The sequence below is a fragment of the Psychrobacter sp. GW64-MNA-CIBAN-0177 genome, assembly GCF_040309585.1.
Lineage (GTDB): Bacteria > Pseudomonadota > Gammaproteobacteria > Pseudomonadales > Moraxellaceae > Psychrobacter > Psychrobacter okhotskensis.
Genome location: NZ_JBEOOY010000017.1, coordinates 22,559 through 43,908, shown reverse-complemented (window position 1 = coordinate 43,908; position 21,350 = coordinate 22,559). Strand labels below are relative to the sequence as shown.

Annotated in this window: 21 protein-coding genes; 11 read left to right on the top strand and 10 right to left on the bottom strand. The window is 43.0% G+C overall.

Annotated elements, in window-relative coordinates:
• Positions 1 to 37 precede the first annotated feature (37 nt).
• The 5 genes from AAEY79_RS10705 (at position 38) to AAEY79_RS10685 (ending at position 4,915) form a co-directional block, all read left to right on the top strand.
• Positions 38 to 652 carry a YceI family protein gene (locus AAEY79_RS10705; RefSeq protein WP_025653194.1) on the top strand — a complete coding sequence of 205 codons (615 nt, stop codon included), beginning with the start codon at positions 38 to 40 and terminating at the stop codon, positions 650 to 652.
• Between the two features lie 557 nt (positions 653 to 1,209).
• Positions 1,210 to 2,232 carry a DUF1852 domain-containing protein gene (locus AAEY79_RS10700; RefSeq protein WP_025653195.1) on the top strand — a complete coding sequence of 341 codons (1,023 nt, stop codon included), beginning with the start codon at positions 1,210 to 1,212 and terminating at the stop codon, positions 2,230 to 2,232.
• 63 nt (positions 2,233 to 2,295) lie between these two features.
• Positions 2,296 to 3,324, top strand: coding sequence for a methionine synthase (locus AAEY79_RS10695; protein WP_350588181.1), 1,029 nt, complete (start codon positions 2,296 to 2,298; stop codon positions 3,322 to 3,324).
• Positions 3,325 to 3,529: 205 nt separating this feature from the next.
• The gene (locus AAEY79_RS10690; RefSeq protein WP_025653197.1) at positions 3,530 to 4,033 is read left to right on the top strand and encodes a flavin reductase; all 504 of its coding nucleotides are present in this window, start codon (positions 3,530 to 3,532) and stop codon (positions 4,031 to 4,033) included.
• A gap of 66 nt (positions 4,034 to 4,099) precedes the next feature.
• Positions 4,100 to 4,915 carry a sulfite exporter TauE/SafE family protein gene (locus AAEY79_RS10685; RefSeq protein WP_201575389.1) on the top strand — a complete coding sequence of 272 codons (816 nt, stop codon included), beginning with the start codon at positions 4,100 to 4,102 and terminating at the stop codon, positions 4,913 to 4,915.
• 146 nt (positions 4,916 to 5,061) lie between these two features.
• Here the strand turns inward: AAEY79_RS10685 and AAEY79_RS10680 are convergent, their stop codons facing one another.
• From AAEY79_RS10680 to hisF, 8 genes are all read right to left on the bottom strand, one after another.
• Positions 5,062 to 5,871, bottom strand: a complete 810-nt coding sequence (locus AAEY79_RS10680) for a hypothetical protein (RefSeq protein ID WP_201575387.1) — start codon at positions 5,869 to 5,871, stop codon at positions 5,062 to 5,064.
• 396 nt (positions 5,872 to 6,267) lie between these two features.
• The gene (gene glmS, locus AAEY79_RS10675; RefSeq protein ID WP_201567171.1) at positions 6,268 to 8,112 is read right to left on the bottom strand and encodes a glutamine--fructose-6-phosphate transaminase (isomerizing); all 1,845 of its coding nucleotides are present in this window, start codon (positions 8,110 to 8,112) and stop codon (positions 6,268 to 6,270) included.
• Positions 8,113 to 8,303: 191 nt separating this feature from the next.
• Positions 8,304 to 9,680, bottom strand: a complete 1,377-nt coding sequence (glmU, locus tag AAEY79_RS10670; RefSeq protein ID WP_352288313.1) for a bifunctional UDP-N-acetylglucosamine diphosphorylase/glucosamine-1-phosphate N-acetyltransferase GlmU — start codon at positions 9,678 to 9,680, stop codon at positions 8,304 to 8,306.
• A gap of 163 nt (positions 9,681 to 9,843) precedes the next feature.
• The gene (locus AAEY79_RS10665; RefSeq protein ID WP_101210846.1) at positions 9,844 to 10,425 is read right to left on the bottom strand and encodes a phosphatidylglycerophosphatase A; all 582 of its coding nucleotides are present in this window, start codon (positions 10,423 to 10,425) and stop codon (positions 9,844 to 9,846) included.
• Positions 10,426 to 10,428: 3 nt separating this feature from the next.
• Positions 10,429 to 11,478 carry a thiamine-phosphate kinase gene (gene thiL / locus AAEY79_RS10660; protein WP_201583134.1) on the bottom strand — a complete coding sequence of 350 codons (1,050 nt, stop codon included), beginning with the start codon at positions 11,476 to 11,478 and terminating at the stop codon, positions 10,429 to 10,431.
• 2 nt (positions 11,479 to 11,480) lie between these two features.
• The gene (gene nusB, locus AAEY79_RS10655) at positions 11,481 to 12,557 is read right to left on the bottom strand and encodes a transcription antitermination factor NusB (RefSeq protein ID WP_352288309.1); all 1,077 of its coding nucleotides are present in this window, start codon (positions 12,555 to 12,557) and stop codon (positions 11,481 to 11,483) included.
• A 248-nt stretch (positions 12,558 to 12,805) separates the two neighbouring features.
• A complete protein-coding gene (gene ribE, locus AAEY79_RS10650) occupies positions 12,806 to 13,327 on the bottom strand; it encodes a 6,7-dimethyl-8-ribityllumazine synthase (RefSeq protein WP_025653207.1) in 522 nt (173 codons plus the stop codon).
• A gap of 298 nt (positions 13,328 to 13,625) precedes the next feature.
• On the bottom strand, positions 13,626 to 14,408 hold the full coding sequence (gene hisF, locus AAEY79_RS10645; RefSeq protein ID WP_025653208.1) for an imidazole glycerol phosphate synthase subunit HisF: 783 nt from the start codon (positions 14,406 to 14,408) through the stop codon (positions 13,626 to 13,628).
• 188 nt (positions 14,409 to 14,596) lie between these two features.
• Here hisF and AAEY79_RS10640 point away from each other — a divergent pair, with 188 nt between their 5' ends.
• From AAEY79_RS10640 to AAEY79_RS10620, 5 genes are all read left to right on the top strand, one after another.
• A complete protein-coding gene (locus AAEY79_RS10640; protein ID WP_025653209.1) occupies positions 14,597 to 15,862 on the top strand; it encodes a homoserine kinase in 1,266 nt (421 codons plus the stop codon).
• Positions 15,863 to 15,909: 47 nt separating this feature from the next.
• Entirely contained in the window at positions 15,910 to 16,242 is a 333-nt protein-coding gene (locus tag AAEY79_RS10635) for a hypothetical protein (RefSeq protein ID WP_227523180.1), read from the top strand.
• A complete protein-coding gene (locus AAEY79_RS10630; protein WP_101210842.1) occupies positions 16,243 to 17,139 on the top strand; it encodes a class II glutamine amidotransferase in 897 nt (298 codons plus the stop codon).
• Positions 17,140 to 17,212: 73 nt separating this feature from the next.
• Positions 17,213 to 18,325, top strand: a complete 1,113-nt coding sequence (locus tag AAEY79_RS10625) for an AAA family ATPase (RefSeq protein WP_101210841.1) — start codon at positions 17,213 to 17,215, stop codon at positions 18,323 to 18,325.
• A complete protein-coding gene (locus tag AAEY79_RS10620; RefSeq protein WP_101210864.1) occupies positions 18,325 to 18,789 on the top strand; it encodes a PIN domain-containing protein in 465 nt (154 codons plus the stop codon). The genes AAEY79_RS10625 and AAEY79_RS10620 overlap by 1 nt, the downstream gene beginning before the upstream one ends.
• Positions 18,790 to 18,792: 3 nt before the next feature.
• On the opposite strand, the gene AAEY79_RS10615 is transcribed toward AAEY79_RS10620, so the two are convergent.
• Complete coding sequence (locus AAEY79_RS10615; protein ID WP_352288304.1) at positions 18,793 to 19,362, bottom strand: YchJ family protein; 570 nt, start codon at positions 19,360 to 19,362, stop codon at positions 18,793 to 18,795.
• Between the two features lie 44 nt (positions 19,363 to 19,406).
• Positions 19,407 to 20,123 (bottom strand): hydrolase, encoded by a 717-nt coding sequence (locus AAEY79_RS10610; protein WP_352288301.1) that lies wholly within the window; start codon positions 20,121 to 20,123, stop codon positions 19,407 to 19,409.
• A gap of 113 nt (positions 20,124 to 20,236) precedes the next feature.
• On the opposite strand from AAEY79_RS10610, the gene AAEY79_RS10605 reads away from it, so the two are divergent.
• Positions 20,237 to 21,253: a DUF3025 domain-containing protein gene (locus AAEY79_RS10605; RefSeq protein ID WP_352288298.1), complete on the top strand. Its 1,017-nt coding sequence runs from the start codon at positions 20,237 to 20,239 to the stop codon at positions 21,251 to 21,253.
• Positions 21,254 to 21,350: the final 97 nt, after the last annotated feature.

Below are 21,350 nucleotides of genomic sequence, written 5' to 3'. Positions count from 1 at the left end.
ATTGACCTACCATAGACCGCTACAAAGGAATGTCGTTATGCGTCGATTCTCACTACCACCCGTCGTTTTATCTTATCGTAAGCCTCTGGCAGCGCTTCTATTGCTTGCTTTAGGTATCACTAGTAGTCAAGCTACCACCTATAATATCGATCCAACCCATGCCAATGCCCGCTTTGCGATTGACCATTTTGGTACTTCTACCAATACAGGTGGCTTTTACAATATAACGGGTCAGGTAGAGTACGACCCAGAGTCTAAGCTAGGCAATGTCTCGTTGGTTATTCCGCTAAACAGTCTAAATACTGGCAACAAAGAATTTGATAACACTCTTAAAAGTGCAGATTTCTTTGATATTGAAAAGTTCCCATTGGCTTCTTTTAAGTCTACTAAGTGGCATTTTGCAGATGAAAAAGGCAGCGCCGGGGTCACTAAAGTTGATGGCATGCTGACAATGCATGGTAAGACCAACCCTATTACGTTAACAGCAACCAAATTCAACTGCTATTTTAGCTTTATACTAAAAAAATCCGTGTGCGGTGGAGATTTTAAGACGACGCTTGATCGAACCAAGTGGGGCATTAGCAAATATACCTTGTTAGGTATCACTGAAAAAGTTGATTTGGATATTCAGATTGAGGCGGCAAAGCAGTAGATTTCTAGGGCGTGTCCTCATTTTAAAAATGGTCATAAAAATAAGATAAATTGCCGTCAAAAGAGGAAAGTAGCGCAAATAATATCGAGATATTAATCAGCTATTTGACAATGTTTGGCAAAATTTAGCCATTTTTAGTCCATTTAGATACAAGCGTTTGAATTGAGGACACGCTCTAGGCTTAGAAGCAGATTTTTTATGTAACCGTGTGAAGTATATTTGTCATGGTAAGCAGAAAAACCAAGACTTATAGAGTTTTGGTTTTTTTATTGAGTCATTACTTATCGCCAGACTCTTCCTATCTTCCTTATTGGTGCCTACTTAGCTCTTGCATTAGATAGGGCTGCCGTATCCATCATATAGTCAAAATATCCTAAAAACGCGACGATATTGCTGATATCAGTTTTCTTCTATCGTGTGGCAACTCTTCTAACATGAATAATATTCATCTTATATTAAAATTGTATCGTTTTTATTCATGTATTGATTTAGGTATGATTACCACATACAAAAATTTGGTGTTATCTCAGTCAATGAGATTAGGGTAGGAGATTATCATGAGTAAACAATTTACATATTCCATCTCGAGCATTCGTTTTGATGAAAACTATCAGCCAGCAGACAGCACACGTCTGACGACTAACTTTGCCAATTTGGCGCGTGGCGAGAGACGTCAAGAGAACTTACGCAAAACGCTGACTATGATAAATAACCGTTTTAATGATCTCGCGCATTGGGATAACCCAACAGCCGACCGTTATTCCGTTGAAGTTGATATCATCTCTGCTGACTTGGATATCGAAGGCAATGGTCATACATTCCCAGTCATTGAGACCTTAAAAACAACGATTGTGGATCATAAAGAAAACAAGCGTATTGACGGTATGATTGGCAATAGCTTCTCCTCTTATGTGCGCGATTATGACTTTAGCATTGTACTGCCGGAACATTTTGAGAAAAACCCAAAATCGCCACCAGCAGCCGATTTTGGTGATTTGCACGGCAAACTGTTTCAACACTTATTGAACTCAGAGGCCTATCAAACCAACTTTGATAAACAACCTGTGATTTGTCTGAGTGTGTCAAGTAGTAAAGTCTATCAGCGTACTGGCAATCAGCATCCTGTACTAGGGCTTGAATACAAGCAAGATGAGTATTCCTTAACCGATGACTATTTCCATAAAATGGGCTTAACAGTGCGCTACTTTATGCCTGCCGGTAGTGTGGCGCCTTTAGCATTTTATTTCGCGGGCGATTTGCTGAGTGATTACACCGACCTTGAGCTAATCAGTGCTATCAGTACGATGGAGACTTTTCAAAAGATTTACCGCCCTGAAATCTATAATGCCAACTCAACCGCTGGTCACGTATATCAGCCAAGTTTGAAATACCAAGATTATTCACTGACTCAAATTGTCTATGACCGCGAGGAGCGCAGCCAGATGGCGGTGACGCAAGGCAAATTTACCGAAGATGAGTTCATTAAACCATATCAGGCTATTCTTGATGAGTGGGCGGCAAACTATGTAGTGACAAGTGAGACTGTGCAAAAAGAAGCGGTAAAAAAACGCGCGGCTTAATAGACCTTTATCAACAGACATATAAAAAAAACTAAAAGACTAAAATATAAAAGAGTAACCAATATGGAATTATTATTACCAACCTCAACCGCTGGCAGCTTACCGAAACCTTCTTGGTTGGCAGAACCTGAGAAAATCTGGTCACCTTGGGCATTAGAAGGGGAGCAGTTAAGTGAAGCCAAACAAGATGCACTACGTTTGACATTGCAAGAACAGAGACATGCAGGGATAGATATCGTCAGTGATGGCGAGCAGACCCGCCAGCATTTTGTGACCACCTTCATTGAGCATCTAGATGGCGTCGATTTTGAGAATCGTAAAACCGTTAAGATCCGTGATCGCTATGAGGCCAGTGTGCCGTCAGTCGTTGGGGCGGTGAGCCGTCAAAAGCCAGTGTTTGTAGACGACGCTAAGTTTTTGCGGGCGCAAACCGATCAGCCAATCAAATGGGCGCTGCCAGGGCCTATGACGATGATTGATACACTGTATGATGGCCATTATAAAAGCCGTGAAAAATTGGCGTGGGAGTTTGCCAAAATTCTGAATCAAGAGGCGAGAGAGCTTGAGGCAGCTGGCGTGGATATTATCCAATTCGATGAGCCTGCGTTTAATGTGTTCTTTGATGACGTAAACGACTGGGGTATTGCCACTTTAGAGCGTGCTATTGAAGGTCTAAAGTGTGAAACGGCGGTGCATATCTGCTACGGCTATGGCATCAAGGCTAATAATGACTGGAAAAAAACACTGGGTTCCGAGTGGCGTCAATATGAGCAAGCGTTTCCAAAATTGCAGCAGTCAAGCATTGATATCGTCTCGCTTGAGTGCCAAAACTCGCACGTGCCGATGGATTTGATTGAACTGATTCGCGGTAAAAAAGTAATGGTCGGCGCTATCGATGTGGCAACCAATACTATTGAAACCCCTGAAGAAGTGGCAGATACCCTACGCAAAGTTCTACAATTCGTCGATGCCGATAAGCTCTATCCCTCGACCAATTGCGGCATGGCACCTTTGCCTCGCGAGGTAGCACGCGGCAAGTTGAAAGCGTTGAGCGAGGGCGCGGCAATCATTCGCAAAGAGCTAAGCGTTTAGCATTTCTTAACAAGCCCTAGCTTGTTTAAGCCCATGAATGGCCTCAGTTATTACTAAACAAACTTATAGCTATAAAATTTAATTATTGTAGGCTGGGTTTTTAACTCAGCTTCTATATTTTTAAAAATACAATGCTGGGTCAAAAACCCAGCCTACAGCTGAGCGCGTTTTAAAAATAATCTGTGATAAATTTAGGACTGAAATTATGATTGAAGCCACCGACTTTAGAGATGCCATGTCGCTATTGACGACTGCCGTTAATGTGGTTACCACAAAAGGTAACTCTGGTATTCATGGGTTTACGGCATCTGCGGTATGTAGCGTCACAGACACACCGCCTACCTTGCTGGTCTGTATGAATCAGACCTCTCGCTCACATGCCCACTTTCTTGAAAATAAAACCTTGAGTGTCAATGTACTAGGCGCACAGCATGAGCCAATATCTAATGCCTTTGCCTCAAAATTAAGTTCGGAAGAACGATTTAAACAGGGCGCTTGGACGCAATTAGCGACAGGTGCGCCTGTTTTAGAGGATGCGCTGGTCAGTTTTGATTGTGAGATTGAGCATATTCAAGAAGTAGGCACACATAGCGTCTTTATGTGTCGTGTAGTCGCCATCAAGCACGCCGTATCACAAGGTGGCACTGATGAAAGTTTGGTGTATTTTAATCGTGCTTACCATCAAGTAGGTCAGATAGAAATCGTTTAAGATAACGTATCTATTTTATTTAGCATCGACTATAAAACTATCCTTTAACCGAGAAGTAACTATCCCGTGGAAATACTCATTTTTTTAATAATTGGGGCGCTGGCAGGTTTTGCTGCAGGGCTATTTGGCGTGGGCGGTGGCACCATCATCGTACCATTATTATTTATTGTCTTTACTCAAATGGGCTACAGCCCTGACAATATCATGCATTTGGCGTTAGGGACATCACTAGCAACCATCATTGTCACCTCTATTAGCTCGCTCATGGCGCATAATAAAAAGGGCGCGGTCATGTGGCCTGTCTTTAAAAATCTCGCACCAGGTCTAGCGCTTGGTTGCTTTTTGGGCGCAGGAATAGCAGGGCAAATATCTGGGCTATATCTCCAGCTTATCGTTGGCGTATTCTTACTTTGGGTCGCTTATAAAATGTTTTTTGGGGGTAAAAAGCAGGTCGCTAGTCATTCTAATGATGTTAATCCAGAACTGCCGTCTAAGCCTAAGCAATTAGCAGCAGGCGGGGTTATCGGTGTCGCTTCTGCCATTTTTGGTATCGGTGGTGGCAGCTTAACCGTTCCTTATCTCACGCGTTATGGCGTGGTCATGCAAAAAGCCGTTGGCACATCAGCAGCCTGTGGATTGCCGATTGCCATTGCTGGTGCGTTGGGCTTTATGATTTTTGGCATGCAGCAGCAAGTCGATGTGCCCAATACCATTGGCTTCGTCCATATTTATGCCTTTTTAGGCATTAGTATTATGAGCTTTTTCACCGCTAAGCTAGGGGCGAAAGTCGCTCATATACTGTCACCACAATTACTAAAAAAATGTTTTGCGTTATTATTAACCGTGGTAGGGTTTTACTTTCTTTATAAAGGGCTGGTTTAAATATTGACGTATTTAAGATGCAAGGTTGATGAACGGAATTATATTACTTAGTGCCGAAAATCATATTTAGCTTAGTGGTCTGTTAATAGGTTTGAAGGGTGAAATAGCTGGTTTCCTTGGGGTATAGCTTAAAGAAGCCACATATATTAGACCCTGAAGAATCTAAGAAATGACCGTTTTTTGAGGCCTCCTTCAAAATTTGGTTTTTGTACGTTGGGCATATTGTCATAACACTTAAGAAGCGTCTGTTCTGGCGTTAAATTTTTATCGTTATGCCAATATACTATTTTTAACCACATAGCCGCTGTAGAGTACTGACCATAGCCTAGCCATGGGTGATCTTCCAAATTAGCTACCAATAATTTTCTACCTAACTCAATCATAGTTGCATCATTATGAACGAGGTTTAACTTATTTTGACAAACTAAATAACCATAGTATCTAGGTGTTATCGTTTTTGTTTTTAACGAAATTTTTTTCTGCCCATGATATTTTTCAAATTCATCAATTCCAGCTTGATAACTTTCTGCTTGGATACATAAGGCTAAATAATTGTCCAAAGCATCTGTTCTTAGTTTCCTTGTTTCGTACCATTTCCCAGAGGTATAGTTATCAACGAAAAGAACCCTAGCATGTTGCCAGTCTTTTTGGCTATCTACGCCTGTATATAACCATTTAGCAAGTGCTAAGTGTTTATATAGGTTATATTTATGGAAAGTTGCACTTTCATAAGGGCCATCAAAAACCTCATTAGTGTCAATAGCCATTTGTAGCCACTCAATGCGACTGGGTAGAATGACCTCATTTTCTGGTTTTAAGCCGACTATCCAATCACCAATAAGCATATTTATACCGCTCAAAGCAACGTTACCCATCGGTCTTTCTGCATCATATTCAGTATTTATCAAGAAATCGATCATTGCAGTTTCTCTTCGTCTCACTGGATTGAATAGCATGCGTTACTCCAAATAAATATTTTACACCATCTCTATTTTTGAATTCGTTATCTCAAATATTATCCAGTACTTTACTTTTAATACCTAGGCAAAGTTTACTACCTTAGATCACTACCTTTCACTATCTAAAATGGGCAGTAGAGAACCCAAAAACCCCTATTGCTTCCATAACGGTGATTATGGTAAATAGGTTGAAAAACGAGTATTTTAATTGTTTTCGACATGTTTATCGTCTTAATAGTAATCTTATATTAAGTCATTTTCTAACTAAATTGGCTCTATCTATTGTTGTTATCCATAAAAAAATCCTGCGTCATCTCGTTATAAAGATAGCGCAGGATTCAGCAGTACATAATACTATTATAGTTAAATATGTATTAAAATCAATGTCTTAATCTACTCAACCGTAACTGATTTTGCGAGGTTACGTGGCTGATCGACGTCAGTACCACGCATGACTGCCACATGATAGGACAATAGCTGGACGGGTACACTGTAGACGATAGGGGCTAGCGTCTCGCAAACATCAGGCACATAGACCACGTGCATTCTATCTTCTGCGACCATCTTGCTTTCTTCACTGGCGAATACAAACAGCTCACCGTGACGCGCATGTACTTCTTGCATGTTGGCTTTTAGCTTATCAAACATACTGTCTTTGGGCGCTAGTACAACGATGGGCATGTCTTTATCGACCAATGCCAATGGACCGTGTTTCAGCTCACCTGCTGCATAGCCTTCTGCGTGAATATAAGAGATTTCTTTTAGCTTCAATGCGCCTTCTAAGGCAATTGGGAACTGCAGGCCACGACCTAAAAACAAGCAGCTTTTCTTATATTCAAAGTGTTCACTCATGGCTTTGATAGGGGCGTCGAGGTTTAAGCTGGCATGCAGTTGACCACGTAGTTCTTGTAATTGACCTAGCAGGGTACTCAAGTTTTCGCCAGTCATACGCTCTTGCACGACACCCACTTTTAAGACCAATAGCATCAAAGCGGCAAGCTGAGTCGTAAAGGCTTTGGTAGAAGCAACGCCGATCTCGGGACCGGCAAGCGTGGGTAAAAAGATATCCGTCTCACGTACCAGTGATGATGTCGGTACATTACACAAGGCCAAGCTGACCAGACCTATTGGTGCTTGCTTTTGAGTATCACGTAGCGCTGACAAAGTATCGGCCGTCTCACCAGATTGCGAAATACAAATGACTAATGTGTTATCAACGACGACCGGATTACGGTAGCGGAACTCACTAGCGACTTCAACGGAACAAGGCACACGAATTAGGCTCTCAAACCAATATTTTGCCACCAAACCTGAGTGATAACTGGTGCCACAAGCGATGACTTGGACATGTTTAATGCCTTTTAATTGTGCTTCATGACGCTGTAAAAAGTCATCGCGCAGTTTAGACGGCTCATCGCTATCTAACGCCATCTCAACCGTACGAGCGACCGCATCTGGCTGCTCATAGATTTCTTTGAGCATATAATGCTTAAACTCGCCTTTATCAGCATTATGCTGGGCGGCGTCGATCTCATGTATTTGACGTTTCACCTCGACACCCTCGGCATAAACTTTAATGCTGCTACGCGTCAATTTGGCGATATCGCCTTCTTCTAAATACATAAAGCGATTGGTCACGGGTAAAAGCGCTAATTGGTCGGAGGCGATAAAGTTCTCACCAATGCCCACACCGATGACCAGTGGCGAGCCCAAACGGACGGTAATCAGCTCGTTTGGGCAATCAATATGCACAATACCAAGGGCAAAAGCACCATGTAATAAAGGAATAACCGCACGAACTGCTTCTAATAAATCAGGTGTGCTTTTGTAGATATCATTGATTAAATGAGCGACGACTTCGGTATCGGTTTGCGAGGTGAACTCATAGCCTTTAGCAATCAGCTCTTCTTTTAGCTCGGCGTAGTTCTCAACGATACCATTGTGGACAACAGCAATTTTACCGGATACGTGCGGATGGGCGTTACGTTGGGCGGGCTCGCCATGCGTGGCCCAACGTGTATGCGCAATACCAATATGACCATCAAAAAACTCTGGATTGACTGCGACGGCATCGACCAAGGCTTGTACTTTGCCTACTTGACGCTCACGGTGTAATTCGCCATCACGAATGACGGTCAAACCGGCGGAATCGTAGCCGCGATACTCTAAACGTTTAAGACCTTCAAGTAAGATATTAGCGATATTACGCTCAGCAACTGCCCCGACTATTCCGCACATAGTGATTCCTTAAATTCGATGTTTCATGTTTTGATGTTTCGATATTTCAATAGTTTAGATTTTGATGATGTTTCGATATGTAATGATGTTTGTTTAATCTATAAATATAAATAAGCAGCACCACAAATCATTGTCGTACTGCTTAAGTTTGCTCAGAGCTAGCTTCATTGAACTAACTGTCAAAGCTGCCGTTATTTTTTAGTCGGTCGCTGGAAGTCATCTTTTTGCGTTTGGCGCGCGCGACCAAAGGCTAATGCTTTACTATCGACATTTTTAGTAATCACTGAACCTGCTGCAACCGTAGCGGTATCACCAATGGTTACTGGCGCGACCAAGCTGGCGTTAGAGCCGATAAAAGCATTGTCTTCAATGATGGTTTGCGATTTATTGGCGCCGTCGTAATTACAAGTAATGACACCAGCACCAATATTGACGCCTGTACCAACCGTGGCATCGCCAACATAGCTTAAATGATTGACTTTGCTGCCATGACCGATCGTCGATTTTTTGATTTCGACAAAATTTCCGACCTTGCTATTGTCAGCCAATACGGTTTCTGGACGCAAATGGGCAAAAGGACCAACATCGACACCTGCACCAATCTCAGCATGATCAATCACACAATAAGGTTTAATATGACAGGCATTACCAATTTTCGCGTTTTTGATGACACAACCCGCTTCGATATAAACGTTGTCACCCAAGACACAATCGCCCTCAAACACCACGCCAACATCGACGAATACATCTTGACCTGCGCTCAAGCTACCGCGAATATCAACGCGCGTCGGATCAGCAAACTGGACGCCCGCTTCTTGTAAGTCTGCAACCAGTTTACCCTGCCATGTGCGCTCCAAGCTGGCCAGCTGTTGACGGTTATTGACACCTTCAATCTCAAACGTATGTTCAGGCTCTATCGCGGCAATCGTAATGCCATCAGCAACGGCCATTTTGACAATATCAGTGAGATAATATTCTTGCTGCGCATTGTCATTAGAGAGCTTTGGTAGATATTTATGCAGTAGGGCATTGTCGACGCAATAGATACCGCTATTAATCTCTTGGATATTCTGCTCATCAGCGCTGGCATCTTTTTGCTCGACGATGGCTTCGATATTGCCGTTTGTATCACGTTTGATACGACCGAGGCCAAATGGATTATCAACCGTTAACGTCAGCATCGACATGCCACTAGTGTTAGCTGCCTTCAATGCCGCTAGCGTCTGGCAGCTGACCAATGGCACATCACCATACAGAATGAGACTCTGTCCCTCTGCTGGTAAGTCAGCTAAGGTTACTTTGACCGCATGCCCTGTGCCTAATTGCTCAGTCTGGGCGACCCAAGTAATTGAGGACTGCGCATATTGGCTGGTAATTTCTGATTTTACTTGCTCGCCACCAAAACCATGGACGATGATAGTCTCATCCACCGTCAGCTGATGACAGGTATCTAATACGTGGCTTAACAATGATTTGCCAGCCAGTGTCTGTAGCACTTTTGGCTTAGCCGACTGCATACGTGTGCCTTTACCGGCAGCAAGGATAATGACAGAAAGAGGAGAGGTCATAGTAGCTCGTTAAATGTAACAAAATATAATCTATTATTATAACGCAAATGTTGAGACGAAAAAACGCAATGACGTGCAAGCTTTGTAACTTAAAGTTATATAAAAAGTTACATAACAATTAATATAAGAAAGCTTAACTGCGCATCTGCTTATAGAGTATTGGCTATAACAGCATACCGAGCATCACAATTATCCATACCGCTGCCGCCATTACGCCAGCAATAATATCATCAAGCATAATACCGAGACCGCCAGCGACCTTCTTATCTGCCCAACCAATTGGTGGTGGCTTAATAATGTCAAAAAAGCGAAACAAAACGAAAGCGATGATAAGCGCAATGACCGATAAGCTCTGTGAGATGTCTTGCCAATAACTGGCAGTAGAGACACTCATATAAGAAAATGGCAGTAAAGTAATCCAGATACCAGCCCATTCGTCCCAGACGATATGCGGATCATCATGACCTTGCATCAGCTCAGAGGTACGACCACATATCCAAATACCAATGAGGCAGGATAGGATAGTAATAATCAAAAATGGCACAAAACCTAAGCTCATTAGAGGTATGGCGACGATTAAACCACCCACCGACCCCCAAGTACCGGGCGCACGGCGAGGCAAGCCACTACCTAAACCAATACCAAGCCAATAAACCGCACGATCAAGCAGGCTAGCATTTGCTGGTAGCGGTGGGCAGTCATTTGCTTGTCGGATATCAGGCTTGGAGAGGTCTTGATCGGTCATGGATTAACCTGCAAAATGTTGGTAACCAGTAAGGTCGGGCCATGTTGAAAATGGCGCGGAATGAGTTGGGGTGACTAGTTGTCCTTGATAAAATAACTCAGGACGTAAAGCGGTAGATGTGTCTGTGTATTTATGATTTGTCATCGCAGTCACCTCACCGATACAGGTGACTGGCGTGTTGCTGTTGTTATTAACACGAGGTTCGATATCAGCAGGCAAAGTAAAAGCCAATTCGTAATCATCACCACCCGTCAGCTGGCATAATAAGCGCTCAGATAAATCTACGCTTGCTAATGGCTTGCTAGTAGGTAGCTGCTCTAGATTAAGGCGCATACTAACGCCGCTTTGCTGGCAGATATGTCCAAGGTCTTGATAAAGACCGTCAGAGATATCTATCATCGCTGTAGCACCAATTTTTGCTAAGGCTGCCCCTAAGGCAATACGCGGGGTCGGCATGTGCAATCGATGTGCAAGCTCTACGCCTTCGGCGTTGTCAGGATGCTGCAAGGCATAGCTGGCATCGCCGAGCGACCCTGATACATATATTTTATCGCCCACTTTCGCCCCTGAACGGTAAACAGCTGCCGTGTTGGCAGCAAGCAATCCTTGTGCGCTGACACTTAATATTAAGCTATCACTACGCGTGGTATCACCACCAATAAGGGCAACCCCGAATAATTGGCAGGCATGAAACAAGCCTTTAGCAAATTCACTTAACCATTGCTCATTCGCCAAGCGTTCTGGTAATGCCAACGCTAGCAGAATGCTATGCGGGGTTGCACCCATCGCAGCAATGTCTGAGACGTTAACCGCAACCGCTTTATAACCGATGGCAAATGCCAGTTCATTGACTTGTTGCCAATCAGCGCTAAAGTGACGACCTTGGACGAGTGTATCGATGCAACTGACCAAGCGCGCGCCTGCAGGCAAGCTCATCACCGCGGCATCATCACCAATGCCTTTTTCGACACTGCCTTTTTTGACAATGTTGGACAATGACTGTGGCATTTGCATTTGGGAAAATATGCGCTCGATCAGCTCAAATTCGTTCATGGTTAGTCTTGGCTTTTTGCATCAGGGCTAACAGTTTCATCAGAACTAACAAGATTAGAGTCAATTAGACCAATATCAACGGCCGTATTTTCTTCGTTGCTGTCATTATTGACAGCGTCAGCAGCTACCTTTTCTTCTGCAGGCTGTTCATCAACGACGATATCTTTTTTAACAATGCTTTCTTCAACAATGCCTTCTTCAACAATTGGTTCTGCCGCAGTCGCTGTTTTAACAGTATCATTTTCAACCGTGTTTTCAGCAGCATTTTTCTTAGTTGCCTTAAAGTCACTAATATTGGCACTGGCTTTACTAGCGCTGTTGCGTTTAACGGTAGCATTATTGGCACTGATACGTGGCTTGTTTGACGCAGTTGGTTTTTCTTCAATACTCTGTGTATCAGCACTGTTATCTGTATTGCTATCTGTTTTTACTGCAGGTTTAGCGGCCGCTTTTTGTGAGGTGCGTAGATTGGCTTTACTATCTGCTTCTACTTCGACAGCACGTAGCTCAACCGCCATTTTATCAAGGACGGCGTTAATCAGTTTATGGGCGTCAGTGGCACCAAAGTGATTATTCAGCTTCATCGCTTCATCAAGCACGACTTTATAAGGGATTTCTAAACGATTTTGCAGCTCATAAGCACCAATCAAAAGAATAGCGTGTTCAACGGTATCCAATTTATCGATTTCACGATCAAGATGCTGACTAATAAGCGCATCTAACGCCTCAATCTGCTCAGGAATATCGCGCATCATTTCATGGTAATAGCCGATATGTACCGTATGCATGGCATTGGTCGCACGCGTACGAGCAGCGATATCATGCGGCGCATTGGCCTTCCAGCCAAGCTTACCATCAATATCGAAGCGGCGGTCAGTGACGAGCCATTCGTATAGACCTTGCATCGCAAAGCGGCGCGCTTTACGGATAGCGGTGTGACTGGTCTTGTAAGAAGACTCACTCATGTCGAAGGTTTGATCACCCGCACTGCTGCTCGCAATACGCGTGGCTTCAGCTTGACTATCATTGGTTTGGGCGGTTTTCGCCGCGCTAATAGCGCGCTTGAGTTGGTCAGTCATAAGGGGTCTATACCTAGTTTTTAAGATAAGAAGTTTTAAAATAAAATGTTAAATAGTGGTCGGCTGGTAAATTTACCAGACAGTTTTGGATACTGCTGTTGAACATTTACACTGCACACTTAGGGCTATTGCAATAACCATAGCCCTAAATAGTTTAATCAACAATAATGCTTATTAATAATCAACGGTGCTTAATCTGACTTAAAAATACTCAAATGTTAATGAGTATGAATAAGTAACGAGTTTAATTAAGCGTCATCGCTATCGTCGTCAATGTCTAGCTGTGATAGCACTGCAATCATCTCTAGCACGACCATGGCGGCTTCTGAGCCTTTGTTACCGGCTTTCGTGCCAGAACGCTCAATCGCTTGCTCGATGCTGTCAGTCGTCAATACACCGTTGGCAACAGGAATATTATAATCAATCGCAACGCTGCTTAGGCCTTTGGCTGATTCACTCGCCACAAAGTCAAAATGCGGCGTGCTACCGCGAATAATCGCGCCTAACGCAATGATGGCGTCAAAGCGATCTGACTCAGCCGCGCGTTGGGCAACCAATGGCAACTCAAATGCACCAGGTACACGGATGACGGTAATATTGCTACCCAATACACCATGGCGCAGTAGGGCATCGATTGCACCATCTACCAATGATTCCACGACAAAACCGTTAAAACGACCGACGACGATACCAATACGAGCGCCTTCATTTTGATGCAGGTTGCCATCGATATGGGTCACGTCATTGCGTTGTTGTTGTAAATTCGACATAAAAACATCCTTCGCCTCATGGGCTTTTAATTAAAATGTAGGAGTAGCTAAATATAATGATAGATTCAAATAATACCAAACCCAAAAAGTACGATTAGCTGTGTCAAACTTGTTTAGTCTACAATGCGTAGTACTTACACTCGTTTTCCTTGCTACTCTAATTTTTGTGAATGGTATCACTTATTTGATTGGTTATCACGCAAACGAATTGAGCGTTAAATGAACGAAAACCAAATGATAATAAGCAGTTAGCGCTATGATAACATTTTTTCTAATTTATTTGCATTTTACAAACGTCTTATAAGCGCATCTGTATCCCTTGCGCTGCCATATATTCTTTGGCTTCTTGCACCGTATATTCACCGAAGTGAAAAATACTGGCGGCAAGCACAGCATCGACCCCACCTTGTAATACTCCTTCCGCTAAATGTTGTAAATTACCGACGCCGCCTGAGGCAATGACAGGCACATTGACGCGGCTGGTAATTTGTTGCATCAGAGCTAAATCATAGCCTTTTTTAGTACCGTCACCGTCCATCGACGTCACTAATAATTCGCCAGCGCCGAGTTCAGCCATTTTACTTGCCCAAGCGACGGCATCGATGCCCGTTGGCTTGCGACCGCCATGGGTAAAAATCTCCCAACGCGGCATGATGATGCCATCAACATCAATATCCGCGACACGTTTGGCGTCGATAGCCACGACAATACATTGATTGCCAAATTTTTGCGCCGCTTCACCGACGAACTCTGGGGTAAATACTGCTGCTGAATTAATTGCTACTTTATCCGCGCCTGCATTGAGTAAATTACGAATATCCGCAATTTTACGCACACCGCCGCCGACCGTTAATGGCACAAACACGGTTTCTGCCATACGTTCAACGGTATGATAGGTGGTGTCGCGCTCGTCATTGGTGGCCGTAATGTCCAAAAAAGTAATCTCGTCAGCGCCTTGTTCGTTATAGCGCTTGGCGACTTCAACAGGGTCGCCAGCGTCTTTAATATCGACAAATTGCACGCCTTTGACCACGCGTCCATTATCAACGTCCAAACAAGGAATGATACGCTTTGCTAACATAGGGTCTTTCACCTTATAATCAATTCTCTCAATGCGCTAGTCTAGCAAAATCACCGCCATATCAGGCAGATTTTCGCAAGATTATTACGCTTTTCGCTATCGTTTGCCCAAGCGCGCTACAATTGTCGCCATTGCTGTTTAAATCTATCCTATTTAACTTTTTATTTAATTGCCAAAAGTGAGATGTCATGTCCGTCTATACCCAGTTAACCAATGATCAGTTTGCCGCCTTTTGCCAACGCTTTGGCGTCTCGTTTGCGCGCGCCATTCCGATTACCCAAGGCATTAAGAACTCTAACTGGTTTATTCAGACGACTGATGATGTAGATGGTGCGCACTCTTATGTATTTACCTTATTTGAAGAGCGGCCACCAGAAGATATCGAAAAAATGGCAGTTATCCTTAATCAATTAGATGGTAAATTGCCGGTCGCTGCGCCATTAGCGTTGATCGATGGTGAAGGATTAGACAGGGATAAAAATAGTGGTGATAAACGCTATGTTATCCATTACGACAATAAAGCCATTACCTTAGTACCTTGTTTGGCTGGCTCGCATCCACAGCAAACCACGCAAGCGATGTGTCATGAGATTGGTGCCGCTTTAGCCATGCTGCATGAGACGCTGCAAGTATTACAGCCTGCGGAAGAATATGGCGTACCTTTGTATCCATGGTCAGAAGTACGTGACCGTGAAATGCAGTTTATGCCCGGTGACGAAGCCAAGCTGATGAGCGATATTTGGCAGTCATATAGCGAATTACCGCTTGCGACCTTGCCAAAAGGCTTGTGTCATCTAGATATGTTTGCTGATAATACGCTGTGGAACTTATCGTTAAATAATATCCAAAAAGGTGAAGAGCGCCTCACAGGCTTGTTAGACTTTACCGAAGTCAGCGTCGAGCATTATGTGATGGATATTGCCATTACGATTAATGATTTTTGTACCACGTGGGGCGATGCTGAGCAAGGCGAGTCGGTGAATTTTGATCGCAGTAAAATGGTGGCTTTTTTGCAAGGCTATGAGTCAAAACGTCAGCTTGGCGAAGATGAAAAACGAGCGTTGCCTGTTATGCTGGCCAAAGCGGCGGTTATTTTTTGGCTATTGCGTTTAAACGTTATCCATTACAACCGTACCGAAGGGCGTACTGGCGATAATATCATGGTCAAAAACCCTGACCTGATGAAACGCCTTGCTGCTTATCATTGGTCACATGTTGAAAAAGCGCAAAATACGGTGTTTGTTTTAGAACACGCGCTTTATAAAGACGATGATAAAAACAACGATGTCGAAGATTTTAAATTAATCGGCGTATTTGCTACTGAGCAACAAGCGCAAGCAGCTATCAACCAATTAAAATCACAACCTGGTTTTAAAGAGTATCCAAACGGTTTTCATATTGATGCTTATCCGCTAAATCAAATTAACTGGTCATCAGGTTTTGACTTCTATTAAATTCATCTGTATTAACAAGACATTTAACTGTTTAAAAGGAATTTACCATGACCGATCAAGTTGATAACTGGCACAAACTGGCACGCTACGACACCAATATGCAAGGCGAGCTGCATGCCAATCTGCTGCGCAACAATGGCATTACCGTGTCCTTGCAACCGCTCAGTGCGATTCCCGGGATGAATTCTGGTGTCGTGCTGTGGGTAGAAAACACGGATTTGGCACAAGCCCAGCGTATCCTAGATGGTGTTGAAAGCGATGACAATACTGGGGCGGATTTGTTGGCTAGTATGAGTGATATAGAACTTGGTATTGTGTCAGGTAATCCGGTTAATCATGACGCAGCAGACAATCAATATAATAAAGGTGGTAACGCGTAAATGTGTCAACTCTTAGGAATGAACTGTAATACGCCAACCGATATTGGCTTTAGCTTCGCAGGTTTCCGCAAGCGCGGCGGTATGACAGACAGTCATGAAGATGGCTTTGGCATTGCGTTTTTTGAGCGTAGTGAGTGCGACTCAGAGCATGCTTCAACTGGTTTGCGTCTTTTCCATGATAATAAACCAAGCCATTTGTCACCCGTTGCTGATTTGGTTAATAATTATCCGATTAAAGCCATGAATGTTATCGCCCATATTCGTAAAGCCACCCAAGGGCAAAATTGTTTGGCGAATACTCATCCTTTTGTCCGTGAAGTCTGGGGCGAGCAGTGGGTATTTGCGCACAATGGGCAGATGAATAGCGAGTTTATTAAACGCTGTCAACGCTTGCAAGACAATGGTAACGCGTCACATTGCCAACCAGTCGGCACAACTGATTCTGAAATGGCGTTTTGTTATCTGGTCAATCGCCTAAAAAGCAGCTTTAAAACCCGACCTGACGACAAAACGCTGTTTAATTTTTTGACCATCCAATGTCGCTATCTGTCTGCTAATGGTTTGTTTAATTGCTTGATATCTAATGGCAAATGGCAATTGGCTTATGCCGGTAGCTTATTGTTTTATCTCACTCGTAAAGCGCCTTTTGGGGAAGCCAAACTGGCTGATGATGATTTGGCGATTAACTTTGGTGATGTGACCACAGATCAGGATAAAGTCACTATCTTAGTCACCGTGCCATTGACTGAAAATGAAAAATGGCAACAACTGGCGGTCAATGAATGTCTCATCTTCCAAGACGGCGAGATCCTCTTTAAAGACAGCCCAAGCCAGCGTAAGTTTTTGACGGTTGACGAAGGAATTGCGGTGGCACGGGCGGTTGGGGCGAGTGTTTAGGATGGTTGGCTTGTATTTTTAAATTGGTTGTTCCACTATGAAATTAATAGTTTAATAAAAATTAGGTGAAGCCATGTTAGGCAATGACATTCAAATAAAACAGCTAGTAGGTGTCGGTGATGTACATCTCAGTTTTCAACCTGACCAAAGAGTGTATTGTCTAATCGGTGAAAATGGCATTGGTAAGACCAGATGTTTAGAGGCTTTGTTTGCTTTATATTTTACTACCAATGAAATCCTTCATCCTAGCACTATGAGCGATGAGCTATTCACATTTGATAATATAATTGCTAACGGGCGAACATTTAATAATGTTTCTAATGAAAATTTGAAAGGTTTCGAAAGTCATGGTATGGCTGTAGTCATGATTGGAGCTTTGAATCGAGGCACAATCAAATATCATGAAGGTAATTTTGAAAAAAGTATTTTATCTTACGGTCCTCGCTTATCAAATTATCTTAGTACAAATCTTTCTGCATTAAATAGCAAAGAAATGCAGAGCATTGGGATGGGTGAGTTATTAAATCAATGGATAATTCAGCGTGCTCAATCTGCTAACCCTTATCAAGCTGTAGAAGATAATCGCGAAGTTGAAATTACCACGCTGCTAAATTTACTTAACAAAGTAGACGAGCGAATTGATAGTAAGTTTCTTGAAATATCAGGTAGCAATCGCGTATTTATCAAGGTAGCTGAACAGAAAACTGAGCTGTCTGAATTATCTAGTGGCTTTGCCTCAATACTAAAAATCATGCAGTCCATTATCGCAGGTTACAGTTATTTCACTAATGAAACCAATATCGCTCATGTCAAAGGGGTGGTCTTCATTGATGAAATAGAAAGCCATCTTCATACCAAATGGCAAGCGACTATTATTCCTACCTTGAAACGTCTATTCCCTAATACTACCTTTTATATCACTACTCACTCTGCTATTGTTTTGAGCCAGTTACAACATGGCGAAGCTTATGAGTTGTATCGTGATAAAGAAGATGGAATCGTAAAAACTGAGCTGATAGAGCATCCGAATAATGCTGCATTTGTAGACCTACTAAAAGATGCCTTTGATATTGATATCAATCGTCTTAAGCTGGCACGTGATAATGCGCCACAGCAAGCAGAAGCAAAGCAGATGCTTATCAGTTTATTAGATGAAAAAATTAAACAACTAGAGGCAGGGCAATGATGAGTGAAAGAGAACTATTGCTTGATGCCAATTATTTAATTTATTTACTAGAGGATAAGGTTGACGAAAATGACGCTAATCTTTTGCAAAAATTAAAGACTTTACGTGCTGAAATAGCTTCAAATAACGTCGAAGTAGTCATCACACCACTCATCCGTTATGAGTTTCTAAGATACTTTTTGTGGAAGAAAGGAGATGACGAGGTTAAAAGATATGTTAACGTGATGAACATGCTCACCACTTTAGATATCAGTCAAGATGTCGCAGATTTAGCTGCTGACTTATACCGACTAGATAAATTTATTGCCAACGAAAATAATGTCAATAAAAATATTGATAAACGTCAGTTTGATATATTTCATTTTGCTACGGCTAAGGTTAATGATATCGAATTGCTATCTAATGACAAGCACTTGCCGCAGCTTGAGAAGCTATATACTCTTTACGAAGGAAAACTAATTTAGTTTCTAACTCAAGTACACCCCACAACACCTCTTAAATTTTTCACCAGAGCCGCAAATACACGGCTGTTTTTGGCTGACAGACATTGAAACGGTTGGATCTAAGAAGTACCAACGCTCATCATTATTGATTTTGTCTGTCATCTTCACAAAGGCAGACAACTCATGATGTGCTTGCAAATCCTCATTTGTCTTGAAATAAGCCTTAAACTCAACCTGCGCATGGCGTTTACCGAGCTTTGGTGTATGCGCTACGATTTCTAATCCTGCCCAATCTGTTTCTTTTGCCCAAGACTCAATCGCCTGAATATCTAGCAATTTTTGCTGCGCAGGTAGCGTGGTCTTGACGATGTATTCTGGCTTGACCAATACAAAGGCGCTATAGCGCGTGCGCATGAGACGTTCGGCTGTCTCCGCTTTTATACCATCTGCTTTGCCAACCTCACCAATATAAAGAGCATCATTATAAACAGCCTCATGATACGGCTGACAGCAGTCTTGATAAAGTAGCGGTGAGCTTATAACGTTTGAGGGTGGGTTAATTTGGCAAGGGCAGGTTTGTAGGGAAGTCGACATTATTTACTCGAGTTGTTATTCATTTTTTAACAGTTCTATAAATTTCAATTTAGCCAGTTTTTTATCAATTCTGGCCATAGACCGAGTTTTAGCTTTGCCCAAGGTGCTGGGTCACGTAATTGCTGCCAAAATTCATCGAAAGGCGGTGCAAAGTATATTAATAATGCAAGGATGACATACAGCAGCAGATACCACCACTTATCTTTATGCTGATAAAACTTCATCGCCGTACCCGATGAGCGCTTCATTTTCATATTTGATAAATTGACGCTATATAGCTCATCTAATGCCAAATGTACCATGGCACCGCCGAATAAAAACAAACCGTAAAACCAGCTGGCAGTCAGGGGAAGGTGCAAGCCATAATAGCTTAAGCAGCTCAGTCCCAGCCCCAGTATCGCCATGTAAGGAACGGAATGAATGACACCGCGATGTACCGTCATATTGGTAAAGATAGCGAACACCACGTAACGCATAAAGCCGTAGCCAACTAGCCATAAGGCTATTAGCGCCAGTAAACTCAGCTCATTGCGCCAATGCATCACCAAACCAAAGGCAAAGATAAACGAGATAATATTAAAACCCAGCTTAATCGGTGTCGAATGATCAGAATCCAAATCAGGCAACAGCCCACCGATGGTACCAAGCGCCACGCACATCAAAAACCCTGAATCATCAATCAATCCTGCTTTATAAACCGCGAGACTCATCGTACCACTGGCCATGAATGCGACATTTAAGTGGGTATTAAAATTTGCCATAAAGAGTTGCCATAAAATATCGCTAAAGAGGGTGTTTAGAGCTGCCTATCTAGCAGCAAAAAAGCGCTCTATGATACCATAGACAAGCCCTACGTCTAATAGAGATAGTGAACATGACCGCCACTGATTTACCTGCCAAACCTTATTCAACGGCTTCTTCTGAAGCGCCTATAATCAGTCTCTCTACACGCGCCGGCAGTGTTGACAAAAGCTTTGCTAAGATTGATTGGCAAGCACCGTGGTTGGCTCATTTACAGCAGTTAGACTATATCAATAGAGCCATCACACAGCTCAGTGGCTTAAATAATGAGCCTGCTCAGACAGATAAAGTCGAACATACACCTGATATTCTCGCTAAGGTTTTAAATACCGCATTACAGCAACAGGCGGAAGGCCTACAGCAGTCATTGCCACAAACCAAACCTGCGCTCAATAATCAGGCGCAAACCTTACAATTCGTCTCGCAAAATGCGTTGCCAGAAGGCGAAGCGTACGAGCGCTTTATCGCCACGACAGGCAATATCCCGACACGTGATAACTTGCATGATTTATTTAACGGCAGTATTTGGCTGACTTTTCCAAAGACTAAAGCGCTGCTTAATTATTATCATATGGCGGAGATTGCCCAGCAGGGGATTGGTGCTAGCCGAGGACGCGTCCGCGATACCATCACCGTATTTGATGAAAATGGGGCGGTACTAGTGACGTCTGAGCCGCGTATTGGCGAGGCTTTGATTAATTTCGATTGGCAGGCAAGTTTGATAGAGCCGCGCGCGCAGTGGGACAATCCACAACAACTGAATAGTCAGTCTCGGGCTGCGGTTTATGTTTTTGGTCATGCACTGCTTGAGCAATTGATAAAACCGCGCAAACCTTTATGTGCGCACAGTATCGTCATCCTTGTGCCGCAAGATTTTTTTGCCTTGCCGCTATCTGCACGCATGGTCTATCTAGATGGCAAAATTGCTCAATATATGGATAAATTGCTGTCACAAGATAATGTCACACCGCGCCAGCTGGCTCCCTTGCCTATTTTGGGCGTGCCACATTTTTGGGCAGAAAATGCTGATATGAGCTTTTATGAAGATAACTATGTGTTTCGTCATGGTCGCCGTCAAAAGAAAAAGTGAAAAATCATTGAACACCTTATTAATAAACCGCTAAGCGGCTGTTACGTTTACGATTGTGCCACGATTTGACACCGTCTAGGCGTTAACAAAGGGCTCT